Origin of the sequence: Dapis brunnea BLCC-M229 (assembly GCF_050015995.1) — a bacterium.
Classification (GTDB): Bacteria; Cyanobacteriota; Cyanobacteriia; order Cyanobacteriales; family Microcoleaceae; genus Trichodesmium.
Genome location: NZ_JBNHEP010000141.1, coordinates 45542 through 69098, shown reverse-complemented (window position 1 = coordinate 69098; position 23557 = coordinate 45542). Strand labels below are relative to the sequence as shown.

General features: G+C 39.7%; 17 protein-coding genes and 1 pseudogene. 10 read left to right on the top strand and 8 right to left on the bottom strand.

Going from position 1 to position 23557, the window contains the following annotated elements; translation table 11 throughout:
* The first annotated feature begins 499 nt into the window (after positions 1-499).
* The gene (locus ACP6PM_RS16715) at positions 500-1024 is read left to right on the top strand and encodes a hypothetical protein (protein WP_426586530.1); all 525 of its coding nucleotides are present in this window, start codon (positions 500-502) and stop codon (positions 1022-1024) included.
* Positions 1025-1291: 267 nt separating this feature from the next.
* Here ACP6PM_RS16715 and ACP6PM_RS16710 read toward each other — a convergent pair whose 3' ends face one another.
* Positions 1292-1996 (bottom strand): HAD-IA family hydrolase, encoded by a 705-nt coding sequence (locus ACP6PM_RS16710; protein ID WP_426586528.1) that lies wholly within the window; start codon positions 1994-1996, stop codon positions 1292-1294.
* Between the two features lie 326 nt (positions 1997-2322).
* Here ACP6PM_RS16710 and ACP6PM_RS16705 point away from each other — a divergent pair, with 326 nt between their 5' ends.
* Positions 2323-3087 (top strand): enoyl-CoA hydratase/isomerase, encoded by a 765-nt coding sequence (locus tag ACP6PM_RS16705; protein ID WP_426586526.1) that lies wholly within the window; start codon positions 2323-2325, stop codon positions 3085-3087.
* A 236-nt stretch (positions 3088-3323) separates the two neighbouring features.
* On the opposite strand, the gene ACP6PM_RS16700 is transcribed toward ACP6PM_RS16705, so the two are convergent.
* Complete coding sequence (locus ACP6PM_RS16700) at positions 3324-4520, bottom strand: NAD(P)/FAD-dependent oxidoreductase (RefSeq protein ID WP_426586524.1); 1197 nt, start codon at positions 4518-4520, stop codon at positions 3324-3326.
* A gap of 328 nt (positions 4521-4848) precedes the next feature.
* Between ACP6PM_RS16700 and ACP6PM_RS16695 the strand changes: the two genes are divergently transcribed.
* The 3 genes from ACP6PM_RS16695 to ACP6PM_RS16685 all read left to right on the top strand — a co-directional run bounded on the left by ACP6PM_RS16695 (position 4849) and on the right by ACP6PM_RS16685 (position 5616).
* Positions 4849-5133, top strand: coding sequence for a DUF433 domain-containing protein (locus ACP6PM_RS16695; protein WP_426586522.1), 285 nt, complete (start codon positions 4849-4851; stop codon positions 5131-5133).
* Between the two features lie 8 nt (positions 5134-5141).
* Complete coding sequence (locus ACP6PM_RS16690) at positions 5142-5324, top strand: hypothetical protein (RefSeq protein WP_426586520.1); 183 nt, start codon at positions 5142-5144, stop codon at positions 5322-5324.
* 124 nt (positions 5325-5448) lie between these two features.
* Entirely contained in the window at positions 5449-5616 is a 168-nt protein-coding gene (locus tag ACP6PM_RS16685; protein ID WP_426586518.1) for a hypothetical protein, read from the top strand.
* 19 nt (positions 5617-5635) lie between these two features.
* On the opposite strand, the gene ACP6PM_RS16680 is transcribed toward ACP6PM_RS16685, so the two are convergent.
* Positions 5636-6121: a hypothetical protein gene (locus ACP6PM_RS16680; protein ID WP_426586516.1), complete on the bottom strand. Its 486-nt coding sequence runs from the start codon at positions 6119-6121 to the stop codon at positions 5636-5638.
* 136 nt (positions 6122-6257) lie between these two features.
* Between ACP6PM_RS16680 and ACP6PM_RS16675 the strand changes: the two genes are divergently transcribed.
* The gene (locus ACP6PM_RS16675; RefSeq protein ID WP_426586514.1) at positions 6258-6542 is read left to right on the top strand and encodes a hypothetical protein; all 285 of its coding nucleotides are present in this window, start codon (positions 6258-6260) and stop codon (positions 6540-6542) included.
* Positions 6543-6568: 26 nt separating this feature from the next.
* Positions 6569-7486 carry an alpha/beta fold hydrolase gene (locus tag ACP6PM_RS16670; protein WP_426586540.1) on the top strand — a complete coding sequence of 306 codons (918 nt, stop codon included), beginning with the start codon at positions 6569-6571 and terminating at the stop codon, positions 7484-7486.
* Positions 7487-7678: 192 nt separating this feature from the next.
* Here ACP6PM_RS16670 and ACP6PM_RS16665 read toward each other — a convergent pair whose 3' ends face one another.
* The gene (locus ACP6PM_RS16665) at positions 7679-9433 is read right to left on the bottom strand and encodes a mechanosensitive ion channel family protein (protein ID WP_426586512.1); all 1755 of its coding nucleotides are present in this window, start codon (positions 9431-9433) and stop codon (positions 7679-7681) included.
* Positions 9434-10111: 678 nt separating this feature from the next.
* Between ACP6PM_RS16665 and ACP6PM_RS16660 the strand changes: the two are divergent.
* Positions 10112-10412, top strand: a pseudogene (locus ACP6PM_RS16660) (ISAs1 family transposase); the annotation flags it as partial.
* Positions 10413-10566: 154 nt separating this feature from the next.
* Here ACP6PM_RS16660 and ACP6PM_RS16655 read toward each other — a convergent pair.
* The 4 genes from ACP6PM_RS16655 to ACP6PM_RS16640 form a co-directional block, all read right to left on the bottom strand.
* Positions 10567-11991, bottom strand: coding sequence for a glycosyl hydrolase family 28-related protein (locus ACP6PM_RS16655; protein WP_426586510.1), 1425 nt, complete (start codon positions 11989-11991; stop codon positions 10567-10569).
* A 371-nt stretch (positions 11992-12362) separates the two neighbouring features.
* Positions 12363-12614 (bottom strand): hypothetical protein, encoded by a 252-nt coding sequence (locus tag ACP6PM_RS16650; RefSeq protein ID WP_426586508.1) that lies wholly within the window; start codon positions 12612-12614, stop codon positions 12363-12365.
* A 30-nt stretch (positions 12615-12644) separates the two neighbouring features.
* Positions 12645-13883 carry a hypothetical protein gene (locus tag ACP6PM_RS16645; protein WP_426586506.1) on the bottom strand — a complete coding sequence of 413 codons (1239 nt, stop codon included), beginning with the start codon at positions 13881-13883 and terminating at the stop codon, positions 12645-12647.
* Positions 13884-13939: 56 nt separating this feature from the next.
* Positions 13940-21007, bottom strand: coding sequence for a hypothetical protein (locus ACP6PM_RS16640; protein ID WP_426586504.1), 7068 nt, complete (start codon positions 21005-21007; stop codon positions 13940-13942).
* 855 nt (positions 21008-21862) lie between these two features.
* On the opposite strand from ACP6PM_RS16640, the gene xseA reads away from it, so the two are divergent.
* Together xseA and xseB are read left to right on the top strand one after the other, a co-directional pair.
* Positions 21863-23047, top strand: coding sequence for an exodeoxyribonuclease VII large subunit (gene xseA / locus ACP6PM_RS16635; RefSeq protein WP_426586502.1), 1185 nt, complete (start codon positions 21863-21865; stop codon positions 23045-23047).
* A 4-nt stretch (positions 23048-23051) separates the two neighbouring features.
* A complete protein-coding gene (xseB, locus tag ACP6PM_RS16630; RefSeq protein ID WP_426586500.1) occupies positions 23052-23294 on the top strand; it encodes an exodeoxyribonuclease VII small subunit in 243 nt (80 codons plus the stop codon).
* Positions 23295-23557: the final 263 nt, after the last annotated feature.

The following is a 23557-nucleotide window of genomic DNA, read 5'->3' as shown; positions in this document are numbered from 1 at the left end:
GGGGTTGAAATCCCCTTCTATAAGAAACATTCACGAAGGTGGAAATGATTATCTATAATTATTCTCTAGTGGTTTGAGAAGCGAGGAGATAGTTAAGTTGCACCCTGGAGTCATTGTTGGATAACCCAACATAGATTTTCACCAAAAAATTGGGTAGTTACGCCTCGCCCTTAAGCGGGCGACTTTTTGATTGATTAAGTGGGAAGACATAAGCTATAGTATTGTTGTCGCGGGCGGGCAGTCTGAGACATTAAACGCAGGTGCAGGGAAGCGTAACCCACTCCCATCCCCTCCCGGGAGGGGAGTAAGAGGGGTGGGTGCAGCACCCAATGAAACGTCAACCCACTGAAGAGCTAAGGCTCAGTAGGAATCCCCGTGCCTAACTAACAGTTGGGGAGGATGTCAATGTTTCCAATTTCTACAGTTTAAATCTCACAGTTAGTGGCAAATCTCTCAAATTCTAATTAATCCAGAATTATTATATATTTAGGAGAAAAAAATGAAGTTTGGTAATCTTGCTAAAATTGTTGCTGGTGTTGCTGGTGTTGCGGCTACAGGCTATGGTGTAAAAAAAGCTGTAGACTATTTCCAGAATCGCGATCAAGAAGAACCCGATCCTGAAACAACTGAAGACGCAGAAGTAGAGCTAGAGGCAGATGATATTGCTTTTGCGACTGTGGAAGCTGAGTCAGTACAGCCTTTCCTTGATGCTAGTTTTGGCGCTGAAGGTCGTTATGTTCCTACTCGCCCACCTAAAGTATTTGAATATCAAGAGCAAGACTATATGGTAATTTGGGCTTACGATAATGAGAAGGAAAAAAATCAATTGTTGGCTTTCCAATATACTGAGGAAGGTCGGCAAATGGTTGCTAGTGTGGGATATACTGCTGATGCTACTGACTATAATGTTAATTTGGACGGCACAAATTTAGCTGTTGCAATTAGCAGTAGTGGGGAACAAATTACATCAGGGCAAGGTGAAACTGATGGTACAGATGAAGTTGATTTAGTTCCTGTTGGCTAACTTCATTGTCAAAGATTTGGTAAGTGGCAAACCAGCCCGTTTCAATATTTACTAACCGTATTTATACAAAAAAAAATCTGCTCTGAACTGAGCAGATTTTTACTGTCAACATCTACTTTTTGGAGGGTTCTACCATCCACAATATTATTATACTGATATTTTTAACGTTTTCATAACAGTTTAATTTTTGTTATAGAATTTTCTTAAACTATAATAAAAATTGGCTAAAAATTAACTTTAATAGAGGGTATTACCCCTCATTTTGATTTAGATAAAGTAAGAATTAAAACAATCTAGCAGTGTAGCAAACTGATTTACATCTGGCTGTGAAAAAGTATTTCTATTTAGCAAAAATGCCTTTATGCCCACATTAATTGCACCCTCATAATCAGCAGTCAAACTATCTCCAATATGCACAGTTTCCTCAATAGTACAATTACATTTTTGTAAGGCAGCAGCAAAAATTTTGCTATCCGGTTTGGCTGCTCCTACTTCTGTAGAAATTGTCACATCAGAAAAAAAGTCTGCTAACTTCAACGCTGTTAAAACTGGATAAAGTCGCGAATCAAAATTAGACAAAACTGCTAACTTGATTCCACTTTCACGCCACTTAGTTAAGGCAGGTTTTACATCAGGATAAACAAACCAAGGGGAGGCAGTAGCAAAATAATCATAGAGTTCTTCAAAAAAGCTCCTAAAATCAGAAAACTGCTCTAATACTCCTACTTTTTGATAAGTTTCAGCAGCGACCCGACACCACCACTCAAATTCCAAGTCTGGTATTTTTGTAGATTCTGCTCCAGGAAATGCCATCGGTGGTGCTGCTTTAAAGCTCTTAAAAAAAGCTTGGTTGACAGTAACAGGAGAAACATCGACTCCCCATTGACTGGCAAATTTTTGATAGATTTCACCTACGCTACCACGGACACCAAACAAAGTACCGACAGCATCAAGGAAAATAATTTTGGTCATAGTTAAGGAAGAGCAAGACACGGATTTTGGCACGGATGCACGAATTTTATATTACAGCACTTCGCGCTGCTCGTGATATAAAATATGGTAGCATTGGTGGTATGGTGAAAGGGGTAATACCGGAATTAGTCTAGTGCCAACAGGCAGGCAATATCATGGGGGCAAACTTGTTTTTATTCCTCGTTAGTACCATTGACAATGGGGAATTCATTACCCCTCGAAGAATTGGGATGTTTTACTATGGTTGATGATCGTGGTTGACAAACCATAGAGAAAGCTATTATAGTAATTGTGTATTAACCTACAGAGAAAGATACATAGTAATTATGTATTATAAAACCCTAAAGATAAATCATCAACCTTCTGTACAAAGAATTCAGCTCTATCGTCCAGAAGCTAACAATAGCATCAACGATCAGCTAACTCAAGAATTGTTATCAGCCCTGCAAGCTGTTGAAGTTGAAGAAACTGTTAAAGTGGTAATTCTTGAAGGACTACCTGATGTTTTTTGTACAGGGATGGATTTTCAAGCAATAGCTAACGGCGAGCTGGTAGATACCAAAATTAGTGCTGATGGCTATTACAATATTCTCAAACAAATGTCTGAAAGTAGTAAAGTGATTATTTCACTTCTCCGTGGTAAAGTACAAGCAGGAGGAGTGGGTTTTGTTGCTGCCAGCGATATAGTTATTGCTGATGAAACAGTCTCCTTTGTTTTATCAGAACTATTATTTGGTTTATTACCCGCTTGCGTCTTACCATTTTTGATTCGTAGAGTGGGATTTCAAAAAGCTTACCGCTTATCCCTAACAACTCAACCAATCTCTGGCTCAGAAGCCTATAACTGGGGTTTAGTTGATGAATATGGCAGTAATACTAATCAGTTAATTAGTCAATATGTTGGGCGTTTAAGGTATTTACCCTCATCTGGAGTTAAGGAATTAAAAGACTATATGAATAAGTTATGGATTATTCAAGCAGAAACTCAAAACCTAGCTACCAATAAATCTGCCAGTCTTTTAGGTGATCCGACGATTCAAGCAAAAATTAAACGATTTGCAAAAGAGGGGTTATATCCATGGCAAAGTTGAATTTGAATCAGGACATAGAGACTAGCAATTACAGCACTTTCCGTTGTTATGAGGTACAAAGCTAATAGGCAAGATGCCTGTGCTACAAGAATTTTACCATTTAAACTTGTACATCATTAGTCCGAAATCTGCTGTATGAGGTAGTACAATTGGCAGAGTAGGGCTTACCCTAAATTGTCAGGGCAAATGGCCATTTGCCCCTACAGATTACTAAAAGAAATGATCATCAATAAACCTTACAAACTTGAGAGCATTTCTTGAATAGGATTAACTATCCAATTGAAACCAACTTTAATCTGATGCTCCAAGGTTGGCAACCGATACAGATAAACTAAACGCCTTGCCAAATGTGCTATCTGACCATCTAGCTTAACTCCTAAACTGGTAAGAGTCGCATTATCAAGACCTAATGCCATCATTTCACCCAATGCTTGATAACGGAATGGCAACAGAGGTCGCCCTGTCAAAGATGCCCAGATATTCCAGGCGACATAATCTGATTGTTGTATTGCTACTTGAGCTGTGGTGGGAACTTTTTGCCCCTCTGCATCTTGGCAGTCTGCTAAATCTCCGAGAGCAAATATTTTACTATCGTCTTGTACTTGTAGAGTTGCACTGGTAATAATTTGTTGGCGCTGGTTTTTTGTTAATGGTAACGACTGCACTACAGGAGTAACTTTTGTACCAACTGTCCACAAAACTATATCTACAGGGATAGTGTCAATTTGCTCTTTATATTTTAAGGAAATTTGAGTAGCTTCTATTGATTCTACCTCGGTTTCTAGATCGAGCCAAATATTTCGTTCTGACAATGCTTTAGAAGCAGCTTCCCGGTTAAAGTCTGGGGATGTTCGCAAAATCATTTCGCTGCGTTCGACTAATCTAATTCTACCCCTTTCTGGTAAACGGTCTGCTAATTTACAAGCTAGTTCTACCCCACTATAACCACCACCGATAACAGCAATCCGAATTTTATCGCGATCGGATGCTTCTAAAACTCGCAATTTTTCTTGAAGACGGTAAGCATCATCAATAATACGGAATGGGATAGCATATTCGGCAGCACCAGGCACCATTTCTATAGGTGTTTCGCCTCCCATTGCTAAAACTAGGCGATCGTAACTGAATGCTTGACCATTTTCTAGTTCTACTTGTTGTTGGTTAATGTCAATTCCGGAAACCACGCCTTGACAAAAGCGAATATCGGTGTTGGCTAATAATTCTTCAAATGGTGGGGCAATTTCCCAGGTTTGCAGTTCTCCAGTGACAAGTTCGTACAATAGTGGGGCAAAGAGAAAGCGATCGCGTTGGTCTATCAAGATTATTTCAGGTTTTTTTGATGATTCCCAGGGAAACTGGATTAAGCGGAGGGCTGTATAAAGTCCACCAAAACCGCCACCGAGAATACAAATACGCTGAGTTTTTTCAGTCATAGTTAGGGTAGGAAGTTAATTTTAGGTCACTTCTTTATAGGATAGCAAGAAAGTTTAAAGTCAAAAGTCAAAAGTCAAAAGTCAAAATTTAGAAGTTAGAAGTTAGATTTTATCGTTCAAAATAGTAAATTGGTATAAGTTAGGTAGGCATAATTCAATGTAATCATATTAAAGCTAGTACTGGTTTGGAAACAAAACCCCTTACAACTTTTAGGTAAAGATGATATAATTCTCAAATTGAAGCATAAAAGTTTTAATTTTAGTAATTTCTAATAATTAGGAGATAAAACAATGAAATTAGAGGATTATTTTGAATTTTTAAACCCTGATGACATTAGAATTAAAGGACATCGTAATTGATGATGTCATAGCTTATTATTGGAAAGGATATACACCAGAAAAAATTCAAACTGAATTACCTACTTTAAGTTTAGAAAAAATTTATGCTACTATTACTTATTATCTCCACGATCGGGATGAAATAGATGCTTATATGTCACGGTTATCTGCATGGCGAGAACAGCGTTATCAAGAATGGTTAGCTTCTGAACCTTCACCTGTGGTAAAAAGGATTAGACAAATTAAAGCGCAGAAAGAAAAAAACACCCACTAAATAGATAGATGAAAATCCGTTTTTTACTGGATGAAAATTTGTCGCCTCAGCTAAAAATAGCTGTATTAAATATTAACTCATCCATAGATATTTTGCGAGTAGGCGATCCAAATACCCCACCCCTGGCCACACCAGACCCAGATATTTTAGTTGATCTAGAATCATCACAAAGACTACTGTTCAATAATTAATAATTAATTATTACCCCTCCTTGAAAAGAAGAGGATTGACTAATCATGAAAATTTTTATTTATTATCCCCTTAAAAGGGGAGGCTTTAAACCAAAATTTTTCGGTAACAAATAATCGTAAAAGTATGGCTGGGCATTTACAACTTCATTGGGAAAATGATCGGCATATTTGGGGTTTATTTTGGTTAAGTTCAGAGATAACTTTAGGCAGATTAGCTGAAGAAGTTTGGATGATTTGGCAAACTTCTGAAGCTGAAGAATGGATAGATAAAACAGATTGGATTCCCTTTTAATGTTAATCGGCACATCCCTTTAATCTTCATCTTCATCCGGAGGTCTAGTAATAATATCAAACAAAATTTTTGCTAAATCATTTTTCTCATCAATTTCTTGAACTTCCTCACTTATTGCTTTAGCTTTTGCTAAATCTCCCATCTTGGCTACAATCAATCCTGAAGCAGCATAAGCTGTAATATATAAATTAATTTGTTGTTCATTTTTACGACTAGCTAATATACTTTTTACCTCCTGCCAATCTGACGGTAAATTTTCTCGTTTTTTTACTTCAGCAATTACCTTTTGTGCCAATTGAAGCGACATTTTCATATTATTTTTATAGAAAAAATAACGATAAGCACCTATCAAAATATCTAGATTTCCATCAGTCTTAGCCAAAGCTTGATTAATATAATTTTCTGAGGTTTCTGTATCCTCCCAATTTTCTACAGCTAACATCAATAAACTTTTGACATCTTCAGGGACATCATACCAGGAAAACTTATTTTCTTGAACTTGCATTTGTTTCAGATAAATAATATAGATGATAGATAATAATTACTTTAAACTAGAAAAATTTGAAAATCTGCTAATCTTAATAACATTTTTACTTCTGTAGGTTGGGTTTGGCAAGCTCAACCCAACAGATATAGTTCAGATGAACAACGCCACTTCATGGGAGCAAGATGCTCCCACTGCCATTGCTCTTGACCAAATAATTACAATAGACAACGCCTATGATGCAACAAAGCCGGTTTTTTATAGGGATATAGTTTTTACCCAAGTGATCCATATAAGTACCTCAAACCAATTATTTGGATGTAGTATTACCCATCCAAAGTTAATTAGACACTTAATTATTTCCAGGTTTAGCAACAAAAGTCAAGGTAATAAAGCCATCAAACAGAAGAAAAAATCTTATACTAAGGTTATTTCCACTTAATGCCAACTCTAAAATCTAAAATTACTATGTTTATTCCTGTAGGTTTTGAACAAAAATCAATTGTCACCTCCCAAGGTCGCATGGTCTACTACACGAATGACAAAGCACCCTGGAAAACTGAGACTGACAACACCGACGACTTACCCACTCTGGTATTTTTCCACGGTTTTGGTGGAGGTTCATCTGCCTACGAATGGTCGAAGGTTTACCCTGCCTTCGCCTCAGAATACCGCATCCTGGCTCCCGACTTAATTGGGTGGGGGCGATCCGAACATCAAGCATTAGATTACAAAGTTGATGACTACATCACCACAATTACCGAATTTTTAGAACAAACTTGTCAACCTCCCACCAGAGTTATTGCCTCTTCCCTGACTGCTGCAATAATGGTGAGAGTAGCGATCGCTCGTCCGGAATTATTCAAGTCTCTGATATTGACAACTCCTGCTGGTTTATCAGACTTCGGTGAAAATTATACCCGCAGCTTTTTTGCTCAACTGGTAAGTACACCAATACTAGATCGTTTTATTTATGGTGCTGGTGTTGCCACTCCAGGAGGAATTAAAAGTTTCCTAGAAACAAGACAATTTGGTAATCCTAGTTTGATTTTTGATGAAATTGTAGAGGCATATTTAGAGTCAGCAAATCAACCAAATGCTGAGTATGCTGCTTTATCTTTTGTGCGGGGAGATTTGTGTTTTGACCTATCATTATATATGAGTCAATTAACAATTCCCACGGCAATTATTTGGGGTAAAAAATCGGAATTTACAGGTCCAGAAATAGGTCAACGTTTAGCAGATTTAAATCCTCAAGCTGTGAAGATTTTTCAAACATTAGATGATGTGGGTTTAACTCCTCAATTGGAAGTTCCGGCACTGACTATTGGGTTGATTAAAAAGTTCTTGAAACAGTTAGATGAAGTTGTTGTTGGTGTAGTGTAGATTGATTAATTTAGGAGTAGGTTTTGAATTAATTTTCAACCTAATCCTAGAATCTGGTTGAACAGTTGTCATTGCCACGATAGGAAGCAATCTCAAGAATTGAGGAGATTGCTTCCTTCCACTCCGTTCCAGTTGCAATGACTTGGGTATAGTAATTATCCAGATTTGATATAATATAGTTGCTACCCTCTTTTAGCTTTGAGCGTTACTTTTTTCTAAATTGCTACTTAATTGGACTACAGAACTACTATTTTTTTCAGGTTTCAAAGATAATTGGGTAGGCTCTTGAAAACGAATATTTTGCTGGGGAATAGGAATAGATATTCCTTCTTGAACAAATCTTTCCTTAATCTGGTGAAGAGTTTCATTATATACCCTCCAGTAATCTGAAGTTTTAGTCCATCCTCCTACATATAGATCGACGAAATATTCTTCAAATTTCCATGCAAATGTACTTGGTCTAGGTTGGTCTAATACTAAAGGATGAGATTGAAAAATATCCAAAAGTAATTGCTCAACTTTAGACAAATTCTCACTATAGCCAACCCGAATTTGCAAACTAACGCGACGAGTATCTCTGGCATTATGATTAATCACCACACTACTCAAAACTGAGTTATTGGGAATTGTAATAATCTGACCAGTCCAACCTTTTATTGTTGTATGAGCGAGACTGATAGAGTCAATGTAGCCCGATGTTCCACATAATTCTACTTCATCACCTACATTAAACGGACTATAGATCATAATCATTAAACCACTAGCCAAATTTCCAATATTGGTTTGCAAAGCAAATGCCAAGATGAAGCTAGTACCACCAACTAAGGCAAGAATTGGACCAAGATTTATTTCCAAAGCAGTCAATGCTAATAAGACGCCAACACCAACAGTTGCTTGCCACACAGTTCTGACCAAAAATTCACGCAAAGGATCGGAAACTCCCCCTACAATTCGCAAACTTCTATTAGTAACAAAACCTAAAATCGCAGCAACAATTACAGAAGTAGCCACAATTGCGGAAAAGATACCAATATTTTGACCCCAACGTAAACCACCTTCTTCTGATTTGATCCAACCAGCTATCCTTAACCATAAACCTTCAGTATCACTCACATCAATCTCGACACCACTAACAGATTCAATATATTGCCGGAAAGATTCAGCTTTGCCCCCTTTACTCTCAAATTCATCCAAAACAGTATCAAAGCGATCGGCAAGAGCAGTTTGTTCCTGTTGAAGCTCAGTGACACCAACCACCAATTGAGTCTTGACTTCCGATGCCTCTTCAGTAGAATCTTCGAGTTGCTCCGATAATGCTTCTAACTGTTTTTCTTTCTCTACTAATTCCTGTTGACTATCGATATCATCTGTATTACTGGCTTCATCTTCTATCGCTTCTGCTACCACTTCTAGGTTTTGGGTAGCTTCCTCAGTTCCTTCACTTTGCTTTTTTACCTCAACAACTTCCTCAACTGCTTCTTGAGCTTTAGCAAGTTCTTTTTGTGCCGCTTCTAGATTTTTTTCAGCTTCCTCTGCTTCTGGAGAACCAGGAGATGCAGTCTTTTTTCTTTCCTCTGCTTCCTCAAGAGATTTTTGAGCTTTTTCTATAGCATCAACCGCTGCTTCAGATTTTCTGGTTTCCCGATTTTTGCGTTTGATTGCAATCTCAGCATCGCTAATTTCCTGAACTTTGGCTTTGAGCAAATCCTGCCAAGCTTTGGCTTCGACTTCTAATTCCTCCTGAGTCAGAGGTTTGAGCAAAAGTTTCAGCTCATCAACAGGAATTTCGGGTTCTTCAGTAGTAATTGCTGCAATTGTGGCTGAAGTTTCTGCTTGTGATTTTTGGGAAATAACTGGAGATACCCATAGTGTTAGAGTACAAGCAATTACTGTTAGGCAAAATACTTGCCATTTATGGCTAAAAATTGATTTTTTTCTTTTTTTCATTAATCACTAATAATACTTAATTTTGTTAATTCAAACTTGAATTAAATGAGACACCAGTAAAAAGATCGAGAAACCATTCAAAACTACATCTCAGCTTTTTTGAAATATTTACTTTCTCATCAACTAGCATTATTAGTATGATTCATAATAATTACCTTCAAACAGGAAAATCCATACTATATTTTTTAAATATCTCTGTTGATTTTTTAACTTTTAGGATTAATTTATTGTAAGCTTTATCCACAGTAAAGAAGCTGTAGTAGACTGACATACCTTAAATGATGCAATAGATGTAGGTTGGGTTGAAGAACCAAAACCCAACAACAATCTTTCTCCCATACGGACGCCCTTATGCAACGTCCCTACCCTACTCCCCAGGGCAAACGCATCTAAATTTTTTGACAAATGACCAAGAAGATAATTTCAAATGGAGACTATGCGATATAGCTGCCGCCACCATCCTCCGCCTTTCATGTCGGCGACAGCCGAAACGCGTTTGCGTAGCATTCCGTAGGAAAGCGGACTGGAAGTCTATCGCGCAGCAAATCACCATCAAAAAATACCAAAGTTTTCAATAGTTAACTCAATAATTAATACTTAAAAAAACCTAATTCAGATTGAATATTAGATATTTATCAAGGATAATTCTTATTATAGTAATAATAGTAATATTTAACAATGAAACTCCAGTCCCAAAAGAGTATTTATGAATATTTTAATGAACTAGAAGACCCAAGAGTAGATAGAACCAAACGTCATAAATTAATTGATATTATTACGATTACTATCTGTGCTGTAATTTGTGGTGCGGATACATGGGTGGATATAGAAGCTTATGGGCAATCTAAACATCAATGGCTAAAAGAGTTTGAGCGAACTACCAAATGGAATTCCTTCTCACGATACATTTGCTCAAGTTTTTGCCAGTTTAGATATAGAACAATTACAAAAGTGTTTTTTGTCATGGATTCAGTCAATTATGGGATGCTCCCAGTTACAGCACTTTCCGGTGTAATGAGGTACACCTTATTTTCAGATAGAATTCAGCAAGTCAAAAACTAAGAATATAGGACTGTACCTCATAGCTTCGGAAACTGCTGTAATTGCATTTATTCACCTCTATCAATTTTTTTTTATTTTTCTAAATTGTCTTTAGCAATGTAGTTTGAACTTTCAGTGTCAATTACCAATGATTGCGTAATGTTTTCTATCAGATTATTGTTTGTAACAATGAACTGATCTGCCTCCTTGATGAATACGCCTGAATATTGACTTACATGGGGATTTGCAAGATCTGTTCCAATCTTATTGCCAATAATTTGTAACCCTTTTACATCTCCGGCAACAACAATGCCGTTGTAAGTATTTGGATTACTCTGCCCATTTCCTCCGATAAAATTGTTTTGGATAAGAATGTCTTTCGGGTTTGAAGTGGTACCATACGTCCCAATAAAGATACCATGTTGTGCCGCAAACGAGAGGCGGACATTTATCATAGATACCTGGCCCTGGAAGGGGGGAATAATGTTCATACCATTCCCGCTAAAGCAGGAGCCAAACCAACTATTATTAATGTATGCTCCACTGCCGCCTAGTAGTTGAATATTGGCGTAATAACTGTGGTCACATTCAATATCATCTCCAATTATCCATAGTGGTGGCGTCTCCGGGGCGCTGGTGTTTTGCATCGAGTACCCCACCCACCCGTTGAGTAACGCTGCTTTGCTGAGGACAAGAGAGAATCCATTGCTTTCTTGAACTACCCACGTGATTTTTCTGGAAACAAATTGCCATGAAACCCCACCATCGCTGACTGGCGTTGGGTTCCGCAACCCGTTTGGATTGTCGCTAGGTTCAGTGGTCCCAGATGTTCCTGGTTCTATACATTGGTAGATACCGTTTGATGTGACGACTGTATCTTTTTCGTTATATGCTGTATCTGCTTGCCAATTACCCGCCCCTGTGGGGTGAGCAACAGTATTATCAGGATAAGGCAATGGAAGGGGGTTGTCTGCAATAATGTCGTGTAAGATTGCTCGATAACAACTCTGGTTCGCACTTCCGCCCCCGAATTTGACTCCATAAAATCCCAACAAATAGCGGAATTGAGTTTTTGACAGGCGAGTTTCAGTTGCTTGCTGAATCCAGATACCATTGAAACAATAATCCATGCGGACATCGTGAATTTCTACCACATAGCAATTATTAGTCAGGACAATCGCGTTTCCACCGGTAGCGACTCCGCTGTACTGAATGTTTATCAGGCTGAGGTTGCAATGCTGACAATTGTTGAAGGTGATCACATCCCCCGATTCTTGACCAAAAAAAAAGGTGGTTCCGTTGAACGCTCCTTCACCTTGAATCTGTACTGAACTTGCATTTTCGATGCTTAGTCCTGAATCGAGGCGGTATTCGCCTGCCGGAATAAGAACGGTGGCTTTGGTTCCGGCAGCACTGGCATCGTCTATAGCTTTTTGAATAGCTGTGCTAGCATCCGCCGAACGATCATTGGGTGCATTGTAGGGTGCATCAGTTACATTTAAAAAATATGCCGTCATTTTCTTGCTTCTAATTTTGTTAACGTGAGTTCGATAAAAACACCAATTTTATGAGTCTATGCCATTTCAAATTTTCATTAGTTTCAAAAGTGATAGGAAAGGGAAGTAATTTAGGTTTAGTTAGGAGTATATATTGCCAAGAATGAGCTTTTTGATTGTTTTTAGGAACAGTAGTGGCAGCAGTCATCAAAGTTTCTAACCATTCGCGTCTTCATTAAACGATATATAGAACCCATTTGGTATCTTTTTACCCAGTAGCTAATCTTTTGAGCATTAGCCTAACAAAGCACAAACCTTACACACAATGATTACTTTCGCCAACAGTATCAACATTCCTGTTATTAAGGGCAATATAATTAATTAAATCGTTGCTATGTTAAGGTTTCAGGGTTTACATCATTGTTTGCAGTTAAGGCTTCAGTATCTAACTCATTGGTCGAAACGGATGTTTCATCTTCGTTTACTTTGGCGAGTTCTTCTTCCAACACCTGAATTGCTCCTTGAATGCGGAGTAGGGTGTTTTGAACATTGGTCCGCTTGTCATCGAGTTCTGTAAATACTTTTTGACCGGATTCAAATTCGGCTTTAAGTTCTTGAAGGCGTTGTTTTAGTTGTTGTTTCATTTGCTTGCTTTCGATATTTTAATTGTGTCTCTAAGAAACTTTTTGTGGATTATTCCAGGGTTTGTCATTCCAATGCAGATGGTTTACCCAAATGGAACCATCATAAGCGACGAATCCTTGCCATACAAGGTATACCCACGCAGGTAGATCAGTTATTGCCATCAGCGTTGTTCCTGGTGGTTCGCCAGCTAAGTTTGTTTTGAAATAAATTGCTACAGGATGATTGCTATTATTCCAATCTGCCCGATTATTGCACCTGATTATATCCAGTTTTGTTTTAAATGTACCGTTCACATGAAGCTTTGCTTTCGGCGAGGGTGTGCCGATGCCTACATTGCCAGAGCTGTCGATTACTAACCTGTTAGCATCTGCGTTATAGTCGTATATGCTAAACCTAGAAAAAGAAGCACCAACACCATACGCTCTGTCAGAGTTCTCCGCCTTCCAGAAAGCAAAATTTCCAGAAGTTTTTACGAACCCACGAACTGTTCCAGTGCCTTGTATGTGCAACTTGTCATCTGGGTTGATGGTGCCGATACCTACATTGCCGTTCGCCAATACGTTTAACGCATTATTTTGTAGGTTCACTCCATCAGCCCCACCGACACCAACTTTTCCGGTTTCTGCATAGATTCCATACATGCCCCAAACCGCACCAACCCTCAGACCACTACCATCTGATTTCTCAACATCCTTGAAGTAGTTTCGACCTCCTGTTCCGGTTACGGATAACGTGCCGTTGACCTCCAGACGATTCTGTACATTTAAGCCCGTAGCTCCTACACTTAAGTTGGTCAGTTGTGAACCATCACCAATAAAACTGGTCGCTTTTACATCGCCACTTACTTCGAGTTTCGTAGAAGGAGTGTCAGTGCCGATGCCAACTTTACCCGCTCCGTCAACCGTTCCGTCGAGGACTAAATGATTGTATTCCCACGGTTCTCTAATAAAATACATTTTGTCACTGTTGACGTGGATAGTCCAATCCTTATTATTAATGTCTATAAAGTCGATCTGTGGGGCGTCGCTCTTGATGGCGAAAGTCCCAGAAAACGACAAGTTGCTCCCGTTATGCTTCCCTTGATTCGACGACGAGCCTTCCACCACGAGTTTCTGTCCCGGCGAGTCTGTTCCGATACCAACCTGATCTGCTTGGTTGATAGCAAGTGTCAAACCCGAATTACCGGCAACGGCGTTGCTTAGGTCATTCCATTCAGTGATGGCTAACCCATCACCGGATTTTTTTTCCTGTTTTTTGTAGAATTCCATAGTAAATAAAGTGGTAAAGTGTACGCTTTGTGATGAAATTGACTAGACTCCCATAGTTATGCCTGGTTAATATTGAAATAAAGTGCCAGATAGTATTTGATCTGTTTTTTATACGCGTCAAATTCAGGTAATTGAGTATCAATAACCTCTTCGATTTTAGCGAAAAAGGTGCCCGAATCAGAAATATTAACCACATAGGGTTCAAATTTCTTAATAAGCATATAATTGCTCTCAATGCCCCTTGCCTGCATGGATTTTTCCAGTGAGGGCGGCGCTTCCGGCTGGAACTCCGGCAGGATACGGCTCACGTAGGTAACCCGGTGCATAATGCGCCAGCAGGGTTTGGCCTTGTCTATGTTGCCCCGTGCCTGGCGCAGGGCCTGGGCATTAGGGTCAGGGCTTTCGTCGAGCCATATTGGGTCAATGACCTTAGAATAGAGGTCGATGAAATTCTTGCCTTTGGGTTCCAAATAGAAACTCATAAAGCGATAGGCATCTACTGTACCCGGAGTGATCAATCCTTTGGGCAGGGTGCGCCCGTCTATCCCGGCATATTTGTAACGCGGGGAGGTGGGAATATCGACACTTACATCCAGGCCAAAAGAAGTGCTTGACTCCTTGGTTTTGGATTTGGTCAAGGTTAATGAAGAACCACTACCAAATAAAGCTTCTTGTTCAAGTTTTGCCCCTGCTTCCGCTTTGTATGTTATCCCCAGCATGCCACCCAATGATAGATTTATGTCACCACTGTAAATTTCTTGCTGCGTTTCTGTTACTTCGGTAGATTCTGCATAAAAACCACCTTCCACTGTCCAAACATAGTTATTAATCAGATTTCTGGAACTCATTTTTTTGGATAAATCATCCTGAAGTTTAGTATCGTTGTAGGTAACTTGTGTTGCTACCTGCCCTAATGCTTGATTAAGCACAGACATAGCTAAAGGCCCGTAACCCACAACAAGATTGGCGAGTTGTGCAACTCCCGTCGCAGCAATAGCTGCTTTCATTTTGTCGCTCGTACTCCCAACATCAAATCTGCTAAAGTATTCTTTTAACTCCTTTCGTTCCCGATCAATCTGTTTTTTCAATTTATAAGCTTCGCGGGGTTTGAAGTAACTATATTCACCATAGACACCCTGTGCCTGCGGATAATGCTCATCCGTAGTTTTACCAAATTTGCCGTCCAACGTACCTTGCTTGGTATAAAGCGGATTGATGGGGAAAGGAATGATGTTGACATCTTCCGGAATATCGGGATTGGGCTGCCAGTAGATGCTGACCAGGGCATTGTTATGTGCCAGACGCAGCAGGTACAGATCTGCGGTTTTTGACTTGACCAGGGCATAGCCGGTATTTCCGAGTTTGTAGTAACGTTCGGCACCTGACTTGCCATTGTCATAGCCCGCAAGTGCAGCGCTTAAGGCGCGATCGGTATTCACACTTACTCCACCCTCATAACTTTGGGAACGATTGCCGGAAGACTCCCAATTAGATGTAGCCTTGCCCCCTATCTCAGCCGCTTGTTCTATACCAAAACCAAATGGAGCTATCACAAAGCTTAATCCAAAACCAGCCTTTGCCTCACTTTCAGCAGTAGCATTCCAGCCCGCCTCCTTGGCAGTGCTGTAATTATAGGAAACTTCTTCAGCCTGATTGAAACTGATGGAGTTGTTCAATTTATACGCATAGGTATCCACATCCCCATCTTTACCAACCGGGAAGTTCTCTGCAGGCACCGGCGGTGGCCCTTCCAAATAGCCTATTACTTGGGGTGCAAACTGCGCCTGACCGTACCACTGGCTGACCAGGTTACCTACTTTGTAACCAGTCATCCGGTTCCAGACACGGTCTGCATCAATAAAGGAATAACAGCGCTTCAAGATGCCATTGAGAGTACCGTCGTCATTTTTCTGCACATCACCGTATTCCACCACTCCGGGCCGGGAGTCTAGAGTGCTATTGTATTCAGTCAATACTCCTGTAAGCGCCGACCGGACTTGAGGGATTTCGGTAGCGATCGGTGCGGTTGAAAGCACCTCTTTAAGCATGTTACGATTTTGAATCGTCAAATGGGTACTGTTAACACTGGCATCCTGTACTTTATTACCCGTCTGGTCGATCAGCTTATCAAACGTGTAATTAGCCAGCAACTGCTCCCATTCCCCTTTCAATCGTCCAAAGGCATTGTCAGTAATTTGTTCGTTGGTACGCGGACCATTCCAAATCCGGATCTCTTCCAAAGTCCCTTTGAAGTGGCCTTGAGAACTGGAAGTTGTTTTTATGCCCCCTATGCTTAACTGATCGACTCCTTGTGCAGTATAGTCTATGGGAGTATCGTGGGGTTGACGGGACCCATCCACATAAAATTGAAACTGTCCAGGGTGATTGGTTTGCGGGCTATCTACCCATGTCCCCTCGGATGCAATCCCATGGTTTTCACTCACATCATCGTAGAGGTATTTGCCTTTTCCTTCCGCCATACGCCAGTGCGATAGCAGCCCTGCCTTGTTTTCCGGCACAGTTAGCGCTTTTGCTTCGCTTGTGGAAAGTGCGCGATTCCAGATGCGTACACTGGCGAAAGTACCTGTGAAGCCGTTGCCTCCCATTCTGAAATCCTTAAAAGCTTCCACACTTTCTATTTCCTTGGGAGTGATACTGGTCCATTCTGTCGCGCTTTCGTCACTCTTTGTAACAATGAGGGTATGGTAATATTTTGGACTGGAGTCAGATGACGGGTCTGGGTTGGCACCAAGCATATTTGATTGGTTAAGACTCATGTTGCTATCTATCTGGTCTTGCTTTTCAGCCATACCCTTTATAATCTCTTCCTGGCTTTTGTCCTCGTACCACTTTTTTCCACCAGAATCAGTTCCTACTTCCTGATTGCCACCGGTAATGGGATACTCCACTTTCGTAGGTTCTGTCTGTGGTTTGTTCTTGGATCGGATTAAAGTGATTTTATAAAATTGATTTAATGAATCCAGCTTGTCAGGCTTATTTACGACATCTTCAATCAACTCCTCTAAGTAATTTGTACCTGCCCAGTCAAAAACAACTTCACTGCTACCATTAACCGATAGGCTATACTCACCTTCTTTTTCCAGAAGAGTACCTGCTGCATCGATCTTCACCAGTACCTCCAAGGTGAATTCATCTATGAGCTGTAAGGAACTGTCATTGCCACAATTGATGAAGTTCTTGTTATTGAGTTGATAGCCCCAATATTTTTTATGGGTAAAAGCCAGGTGCATCCATTGCTCCTTCCCTTCGGATTGAAAGGGAAACGAATTTTTACTGGTATATTTCTTATCGCCAAGGGTAGCCACGCATTTATAGCTGTCATCAATATCCTTTTCAATGCCCAACGAGTAATTCTGGCTACCTTTTTTATAGTAAACAATACTTCCCGGATTGTTAAAGTTAGAATCTTTGGATGGCTTAACCCAGGCTTCCACGCTCAAGCCTTTTTCCGTGGGCCGCAATCCTTCAAGTTTGCCGCTATCGGCAGTGTTTAATAGGGCACCATTGGTGGACGATGCAGGGTTAAACTCGAGAGCTAGGCTAGCCTCCCAGTCTTCCCATTCGCCGATGGTGTTATTGATGTCATATTCATAGTCAAAGCTAGGAGTAATTTCAGTTGTTGTATTTATCGTTGCATCGTATTTGACCTCAGCATTAAATAGATAGCTTCTGGAATGTTCCCATTTTGGTGCGCTGATTCCGTCAAGGTTGGCTGGGGTACAGGTAAAATGGGTTGCATAATCATACCCAACACTAACCGCTAAACCGGCTTCCAAGCGGTCAACACTTTGGGCATTGGTATCCTGTACTGTAAAGGTGATAATACGGACTTTTGCCACATCCAGGATCAATGCAATCAGGGATTGTTTCAATCTTGCTCGTCTAGCTTTTTTGTCAGCTTCATTACCCTCTTGCAGCAATTGCAGAGATAAATTATCGATGTCCGCATCAGCCATATCATCGCTCAAAGATGCACGATCGCCTGTCATCGTTCCAGACCTTAAATTTCCTTTGTCTTCTCCTTTGTCTTCTCCTTTTTCTGGTGGCCTAGCAACCTCTTGTAGGAAGTTTTGGCGTTTCAAATACTTCCAAAGTTTATCTATGTCGCCAATATTAGTAACCATTCCAGACAGATATGACTTGTAAAATACGTCAGCCTTAACTGTTACATTGGCAGTTTTAACTAAAGAGAACTGCTTTTTGGCAATATTCAGCATGGGATTACTGTCCAGGTAATCAGACAAACTGCTCAATGACACGGAATGTTCGACACCATCAGCTAATTGAGCGGCATATGCATTTGTAACCTGGAACATGAGATTGTTGTCTACAGTGGTACGGAGTTTGAAGGTACCGTTGCCTGTCTGGGGTTTTATATAAGCTGCTCTGGGATCGCCGTGGATTTCCAGCGGCTCCAGTGTTCCCAGTGGCAACTGGCTGCTACCATTCAAAATGCCGGTAATTTGAGAAAAGCGCTTGGGGAGGTGACTCCATTTTTCTACTTCCTCATTGCCTGGTTGTGAATTCACGGTTATGGTGCATGTATTGCTATTATTTGGCACATTGGCAACCACATTGAGGATCATGTCACGATCGAGGCGCGGTTTCAAAGACAGTGGAGGGTTTACCTTCTGCGAACTAGAATCTTTAACCGTTAAACTTTTACTTCCGGTAGGATCAAAGTAAAGCACGAAGAAATTCTCTTTCTTTCCCTTAAAATAAAGGTTTACCCTTCCTAGGGAATCATCAAACAAATAGGGTTCCGTTGCTACAACAGCATCCGAATAGCCTGCGCTTATGCCAATAGGAGCGCTTGTGTAGGCAAACTTAAGTACCCCTCCACTGGTGCTTAAGCCGTTGGGGTCGATATCGAGGAGCCTCATTTTTTGAGGTTGCTGCCATGCCACGCCATTTTCGTCATTGGTTGGAATGTCTTCCAATGTATCGTATGGATTCTCATCCAGTGCCTGAACGTTTATGTCCGGCATGTTTACAGTATCGGTGGTTAAGCGGCTCAACCGGCCAGAAGCAGCCGCAGAAAAGTTTAGAATACCTATGTATTTATTTGGTTCATTTGGTTCATTTGGTTCATTTGGTCTTTTGTCTTCGAGCCTATTTTTATTTGGTTCATTTGGTTCACTTGGTCTTTTGTCTTCGAGCCCTAGAGCAAGCATCACGCAGGCTTTGTTTTTCATAGGTTTATTGTCAGCACCCATTTCTTGTTGGTAGTAATAGCATGATGACAAGCCATTACCAGGGGTGTATTCAACTGACTTAGGCTTTAGCTTGTCTGTCGGCGCTTGAAAGGAATACTCTTCCTTAAGTACACCATTCACCGTATATTTGGCTTGAATGGCAGTATTATCACTTTCATATTCAATTAAGGGCCATTCAGAGTCAGATGCAGGAATAAAATCATCCTTAACAACCCCTGTTCGGATGGTGTAAACTACCTCAGTCAAAGCATCTTCGGGTATACCTTTTCCACTGTATTTACTTTGAGGCAATAGATCCTTCGTGATTTGATTGTCAAGGCTGGTATAGCCATCCTCCCCAGGCGATGTAATCGCACTTATTTTTCCACTGGTTATCGTTATTTGATTTCCTTCACTTGTAAAGTAGTTTCCATTTGTGACACCATCACCTGTAATTACACTATCCCCCGTTGCTGTAACTGATAAAAATTTTGACTGAACGTTCAGAATGGTTACACCCGCCCCATTGTTGTGAGGTGCCACTGTGGTACCCAGTTGGGCACGTGTAACGGTCAAATCGTTTCCAGATAATGCATTGACGAGAAGAATTTCATTGTCAATGCAAATGTAATCGTTGATGGAAAATCCATCAGCTGATGTAACGGTCAGAGTGGGGTCATTATTCAAAAACCCAGTACCTTCATTAATGGTGGTAGTAGTGGTACCAGGTTTAATCAGTTTGATGTCTGTATTAGCAAGGTGAGAAGCAGCGGTCGTTGAGAGTTGTCCACGAGTAACTACCACATAATTAGCATGTATGGATTGGATAGCCAGAAGTTCATCGGCAATCAGCAACAGATCCCCTGCCGCTATATCGTTAGAAGCCGAAATAATTAGTTTCGTATCCGATGCACCAAATTTAACTTTAACTGTAAAATCGGTGTACCTATCAATTTTAGTTTTTACATCGGAAACCAAACCATCATTAAGCCCATATTTTTCGATAAATTCGTTGACGACTGTTTGGGAGTCGCTGGTATCGAACACAATGCTGTAATCAAATCTAATATTGAAGCTATTTACTTTGCCGGTTACAGCGTCAGTCGTAAAAATCTGCCAGCGCTGTTCTTCTGAATCTGCTCCCGGTAACAACAGCACAGAAAAATTTCCATTAGCTAGATTGTTGGCAAAAACCAATTCACGGGTAGGCTCATAAAATGGATTGCCTTCCACATCTACAGCGGAGAGAGTGTCTTTTCGAGATTCAGGTTCTGTTTTGTGGCGGCTGCGCTGATAGCGTATTTCTCTACTGAGCTTTAAAGTTGTTCCGCTGAGGATGAAACGATCTACTAAAAGGGTGTTGTTTACAATAGCCGGGTTTTCATTATTATAATCGTTCCCTGCAATAGACTGACGAAACAAATAAATGTACTTGCCATCCGAGAGTACCTGAAACTGAGCTTTGGCACCTAACCTTGCTGTACTGGAATAGAAGGGATCGGTTTTATCCTTAATGGCTTCTGCAGACAATTCATTGCCGTTTGCATCTAGGGGCTTTCCAGCTTCCTCTCTATTAATAATCTTGTTATTATTGCTGTCGTATTTGCCAATCGGAAAGTTGGGCACCACGCCATACCCAACCTGCATGATTTCCGATGGGAAATGTAACTGACTTGCATCTACACCCTCGAAATTAACCTTCGACCAATAATTTTTATCATGCTCATCGGATACCGTAGCATTTTGCTCCGTATTCGACATATCCAATACGCTGTAAAAGATGCGTCCGTCCTGTCTCATTGCAAAGCTTACGGGCGTTCCACGATGGGAAACCATGCTGGTAAACAAATACTGGTGTGTTTGTTCCTTTGTGATGTTTTTGTTGATTAAGGGCGAGGATTGGGGCATAACTTATGAGGGTTTGGTTTTTTTTTGCCATTAAGAGACCTCCAATTTATAAATTATCCCAAAATCTCTTGTGGACATCTTGCCCTCTAATAACATAAGCAAGAGCAGGATGCTAATCCCATCTAGTGGGATGATTTATTTCTTGGTCTTCCCTAATTATAAATCACGCCATTACCCTAAAGAGCATTGGTTAACAAATATTTACGATAAATGAGACAAGGTTATACCAATTTCTTAAAATCTGACTACACATAATGCTTCAAGAATAAAATCATATCCTGTACAAGAAGCAATATCTTTTTGACTAAATCCAGTTAATATATTTCTCAGGATTCTGCGTAAGAAATCCAAGGAATCGAAAACTTGATTTTTCAATAATTTTTTCACCTTAAAAGTTCCTCAGCATCCATATCAAATATGATATTATTAACAACTACTATATTATAATTCCAAAAGCCAAACCAATAATAATTTTATTCTCTGAGCGATCGCTCAGACAAAACTATAACATTTGAGTAAAATAATTTTATTATCCCACTCCCAAAATTACTCAAGGAGAAATTATAGGAACTCAAAATAAAATTTTGCATAAGACTAGAAAATTAGGTTTCAAGCTTTTTCTTTAAAGGGGATAAAAAAAGAAAATTCAGTGCCTTATTGTTGGGTTTCGTTCCTAAACCCAACCTACACTTATTACACCATTCTATCCTAAAGGTGCGTGACGGCTACAGGAATATAAATTCTCAAAGATATAACTAAGAATTCCGTCACACACCCTACTTAATTTTTTGACTTTTAGCTTTCTTTTATTGTAAACTTTACCCACAATAACCCAACCAAACCAAACTATCATCAATGACGGCAAATATTCCCGAACAATTCATAGAAGAATCACCTCTCTCAGTTGCAGGAATTACCTTTTATATCAAAGACATTTTAGAAGAAGACTACCAACTTCAACAAATATCAGTTATCGGAGAAGTCTCTAGCGCCAAGCTAAATTCAGGAAATTTATATTTCACGCTTTCTGAACCAGATAATTCTGCCTCTCTTCCCTGTGCTATTTGGAGAAATACTCTCAAAAATATTCATCATCAACCAGAAAAAGGAGAACAAATAATTGTCACAGGTAGAATCAGTCTCTATCCTCCTAGAGGCGACTATAAATTAATAGTTGATACTGTCTCTCTTGCGGGAGCAGGAATAAAAAATCTCCGCTATTTACAACTACGTTCGCGTCTAGAAGCAGAAGGTTTATTTGACTCAGAAAATAAGCTAACTCTCCCCAAGTTTCCTCAAACAATTGCCGTTGTTACTTCCGATACTGCTGCTGCCTGGGGAGATATTCAACGCACAATTAAACAACGCTTTCCCCTCGTAAAAATATTATTATCCCCAACATTAGTACAGGGAGAATTTGCTCCTCCAGCCATTGTTAAAGCAATAAAAAAAGTTGAATTAGACGGACGCGCCGAAGTAATAATTTTAGCTAGAGGCGGTGGAGCAGTAGAAGATTTATCCTGTTTTAATGATGAAAGAGTTGTTAGAGTAATTGCTGATTGTAAAATTCCAATTATTACGGGTATCGGTCATCAAAGAGATGAAACTTTAGCAGATTTAGTGGCAGATTATTCTGCTCATACTCCCACCGCAGCAGCAGAAAAAATTATGCCAGACCAAAATCAACTTTATGCCGAACATTGTCAAAGAGTTGAAAGAATTATTGATGCTTTGAGAACTAGGTTTAATGAAGAAAAGGCAAATTTAAAGTCTCTCAAAATTCGACTGAAAAATATTCCTCAAACTTCCCGAACTTTAGACAAAGCAACTGTTAAATGTCAGATGTTAAGGCAAAGGTTAGCAGCACTTGACCCTAAAGCAGTTTTATCTAGAGGTTACGCAGTCGTGCAAAAAAAGGATGGTAAGTTAGTAAATTCGACAGCAGATTTAATGGCAGACCAAGAATTGATAATTCAGTTAAATAGTGGTAAGGTAAAAGTTAAAATTATGGATATTTTTGAATCTGAGAGTCTGGAGTAAAAAAATGGAATTTGATTATGAGGAAACTGTTATTAATATTGAGGAGATTATTGATGAAATTGAATCAGGGGAATTAACATTAGAGGAAGTATTTGAAAAGTTTTCTCTTGCTGTAGCAGATTTGCAAAAATGTGAAGCTTTTCTCACTCAAGGTGAGCAAAAAATGAATTTATTAATTGAAACTTTAGAGGATAGCAAACAAGGATTTTGCCACGGATATACGGATGATTTAGAGGATGATTTTTAGGCGGGATGGCACACAAGGATTTTGCCACGGATATACTGATTAATATGGATAAATCTTTAATGAATTTATTAATTGAAACTTTAGAGGATGATTTTTAGGAGGGATGGCATACAAGGATTTTGCCACGGATATACGGATTAATATGGATAAATCTTTAATGAATTTATTAATTGAAACTTTAGAGGATGATTTTTAGGAGGGATGGCATACAAGGATTTTGCCACGGATATACGGATTAATATGGATAAATCTTTAATGAATTT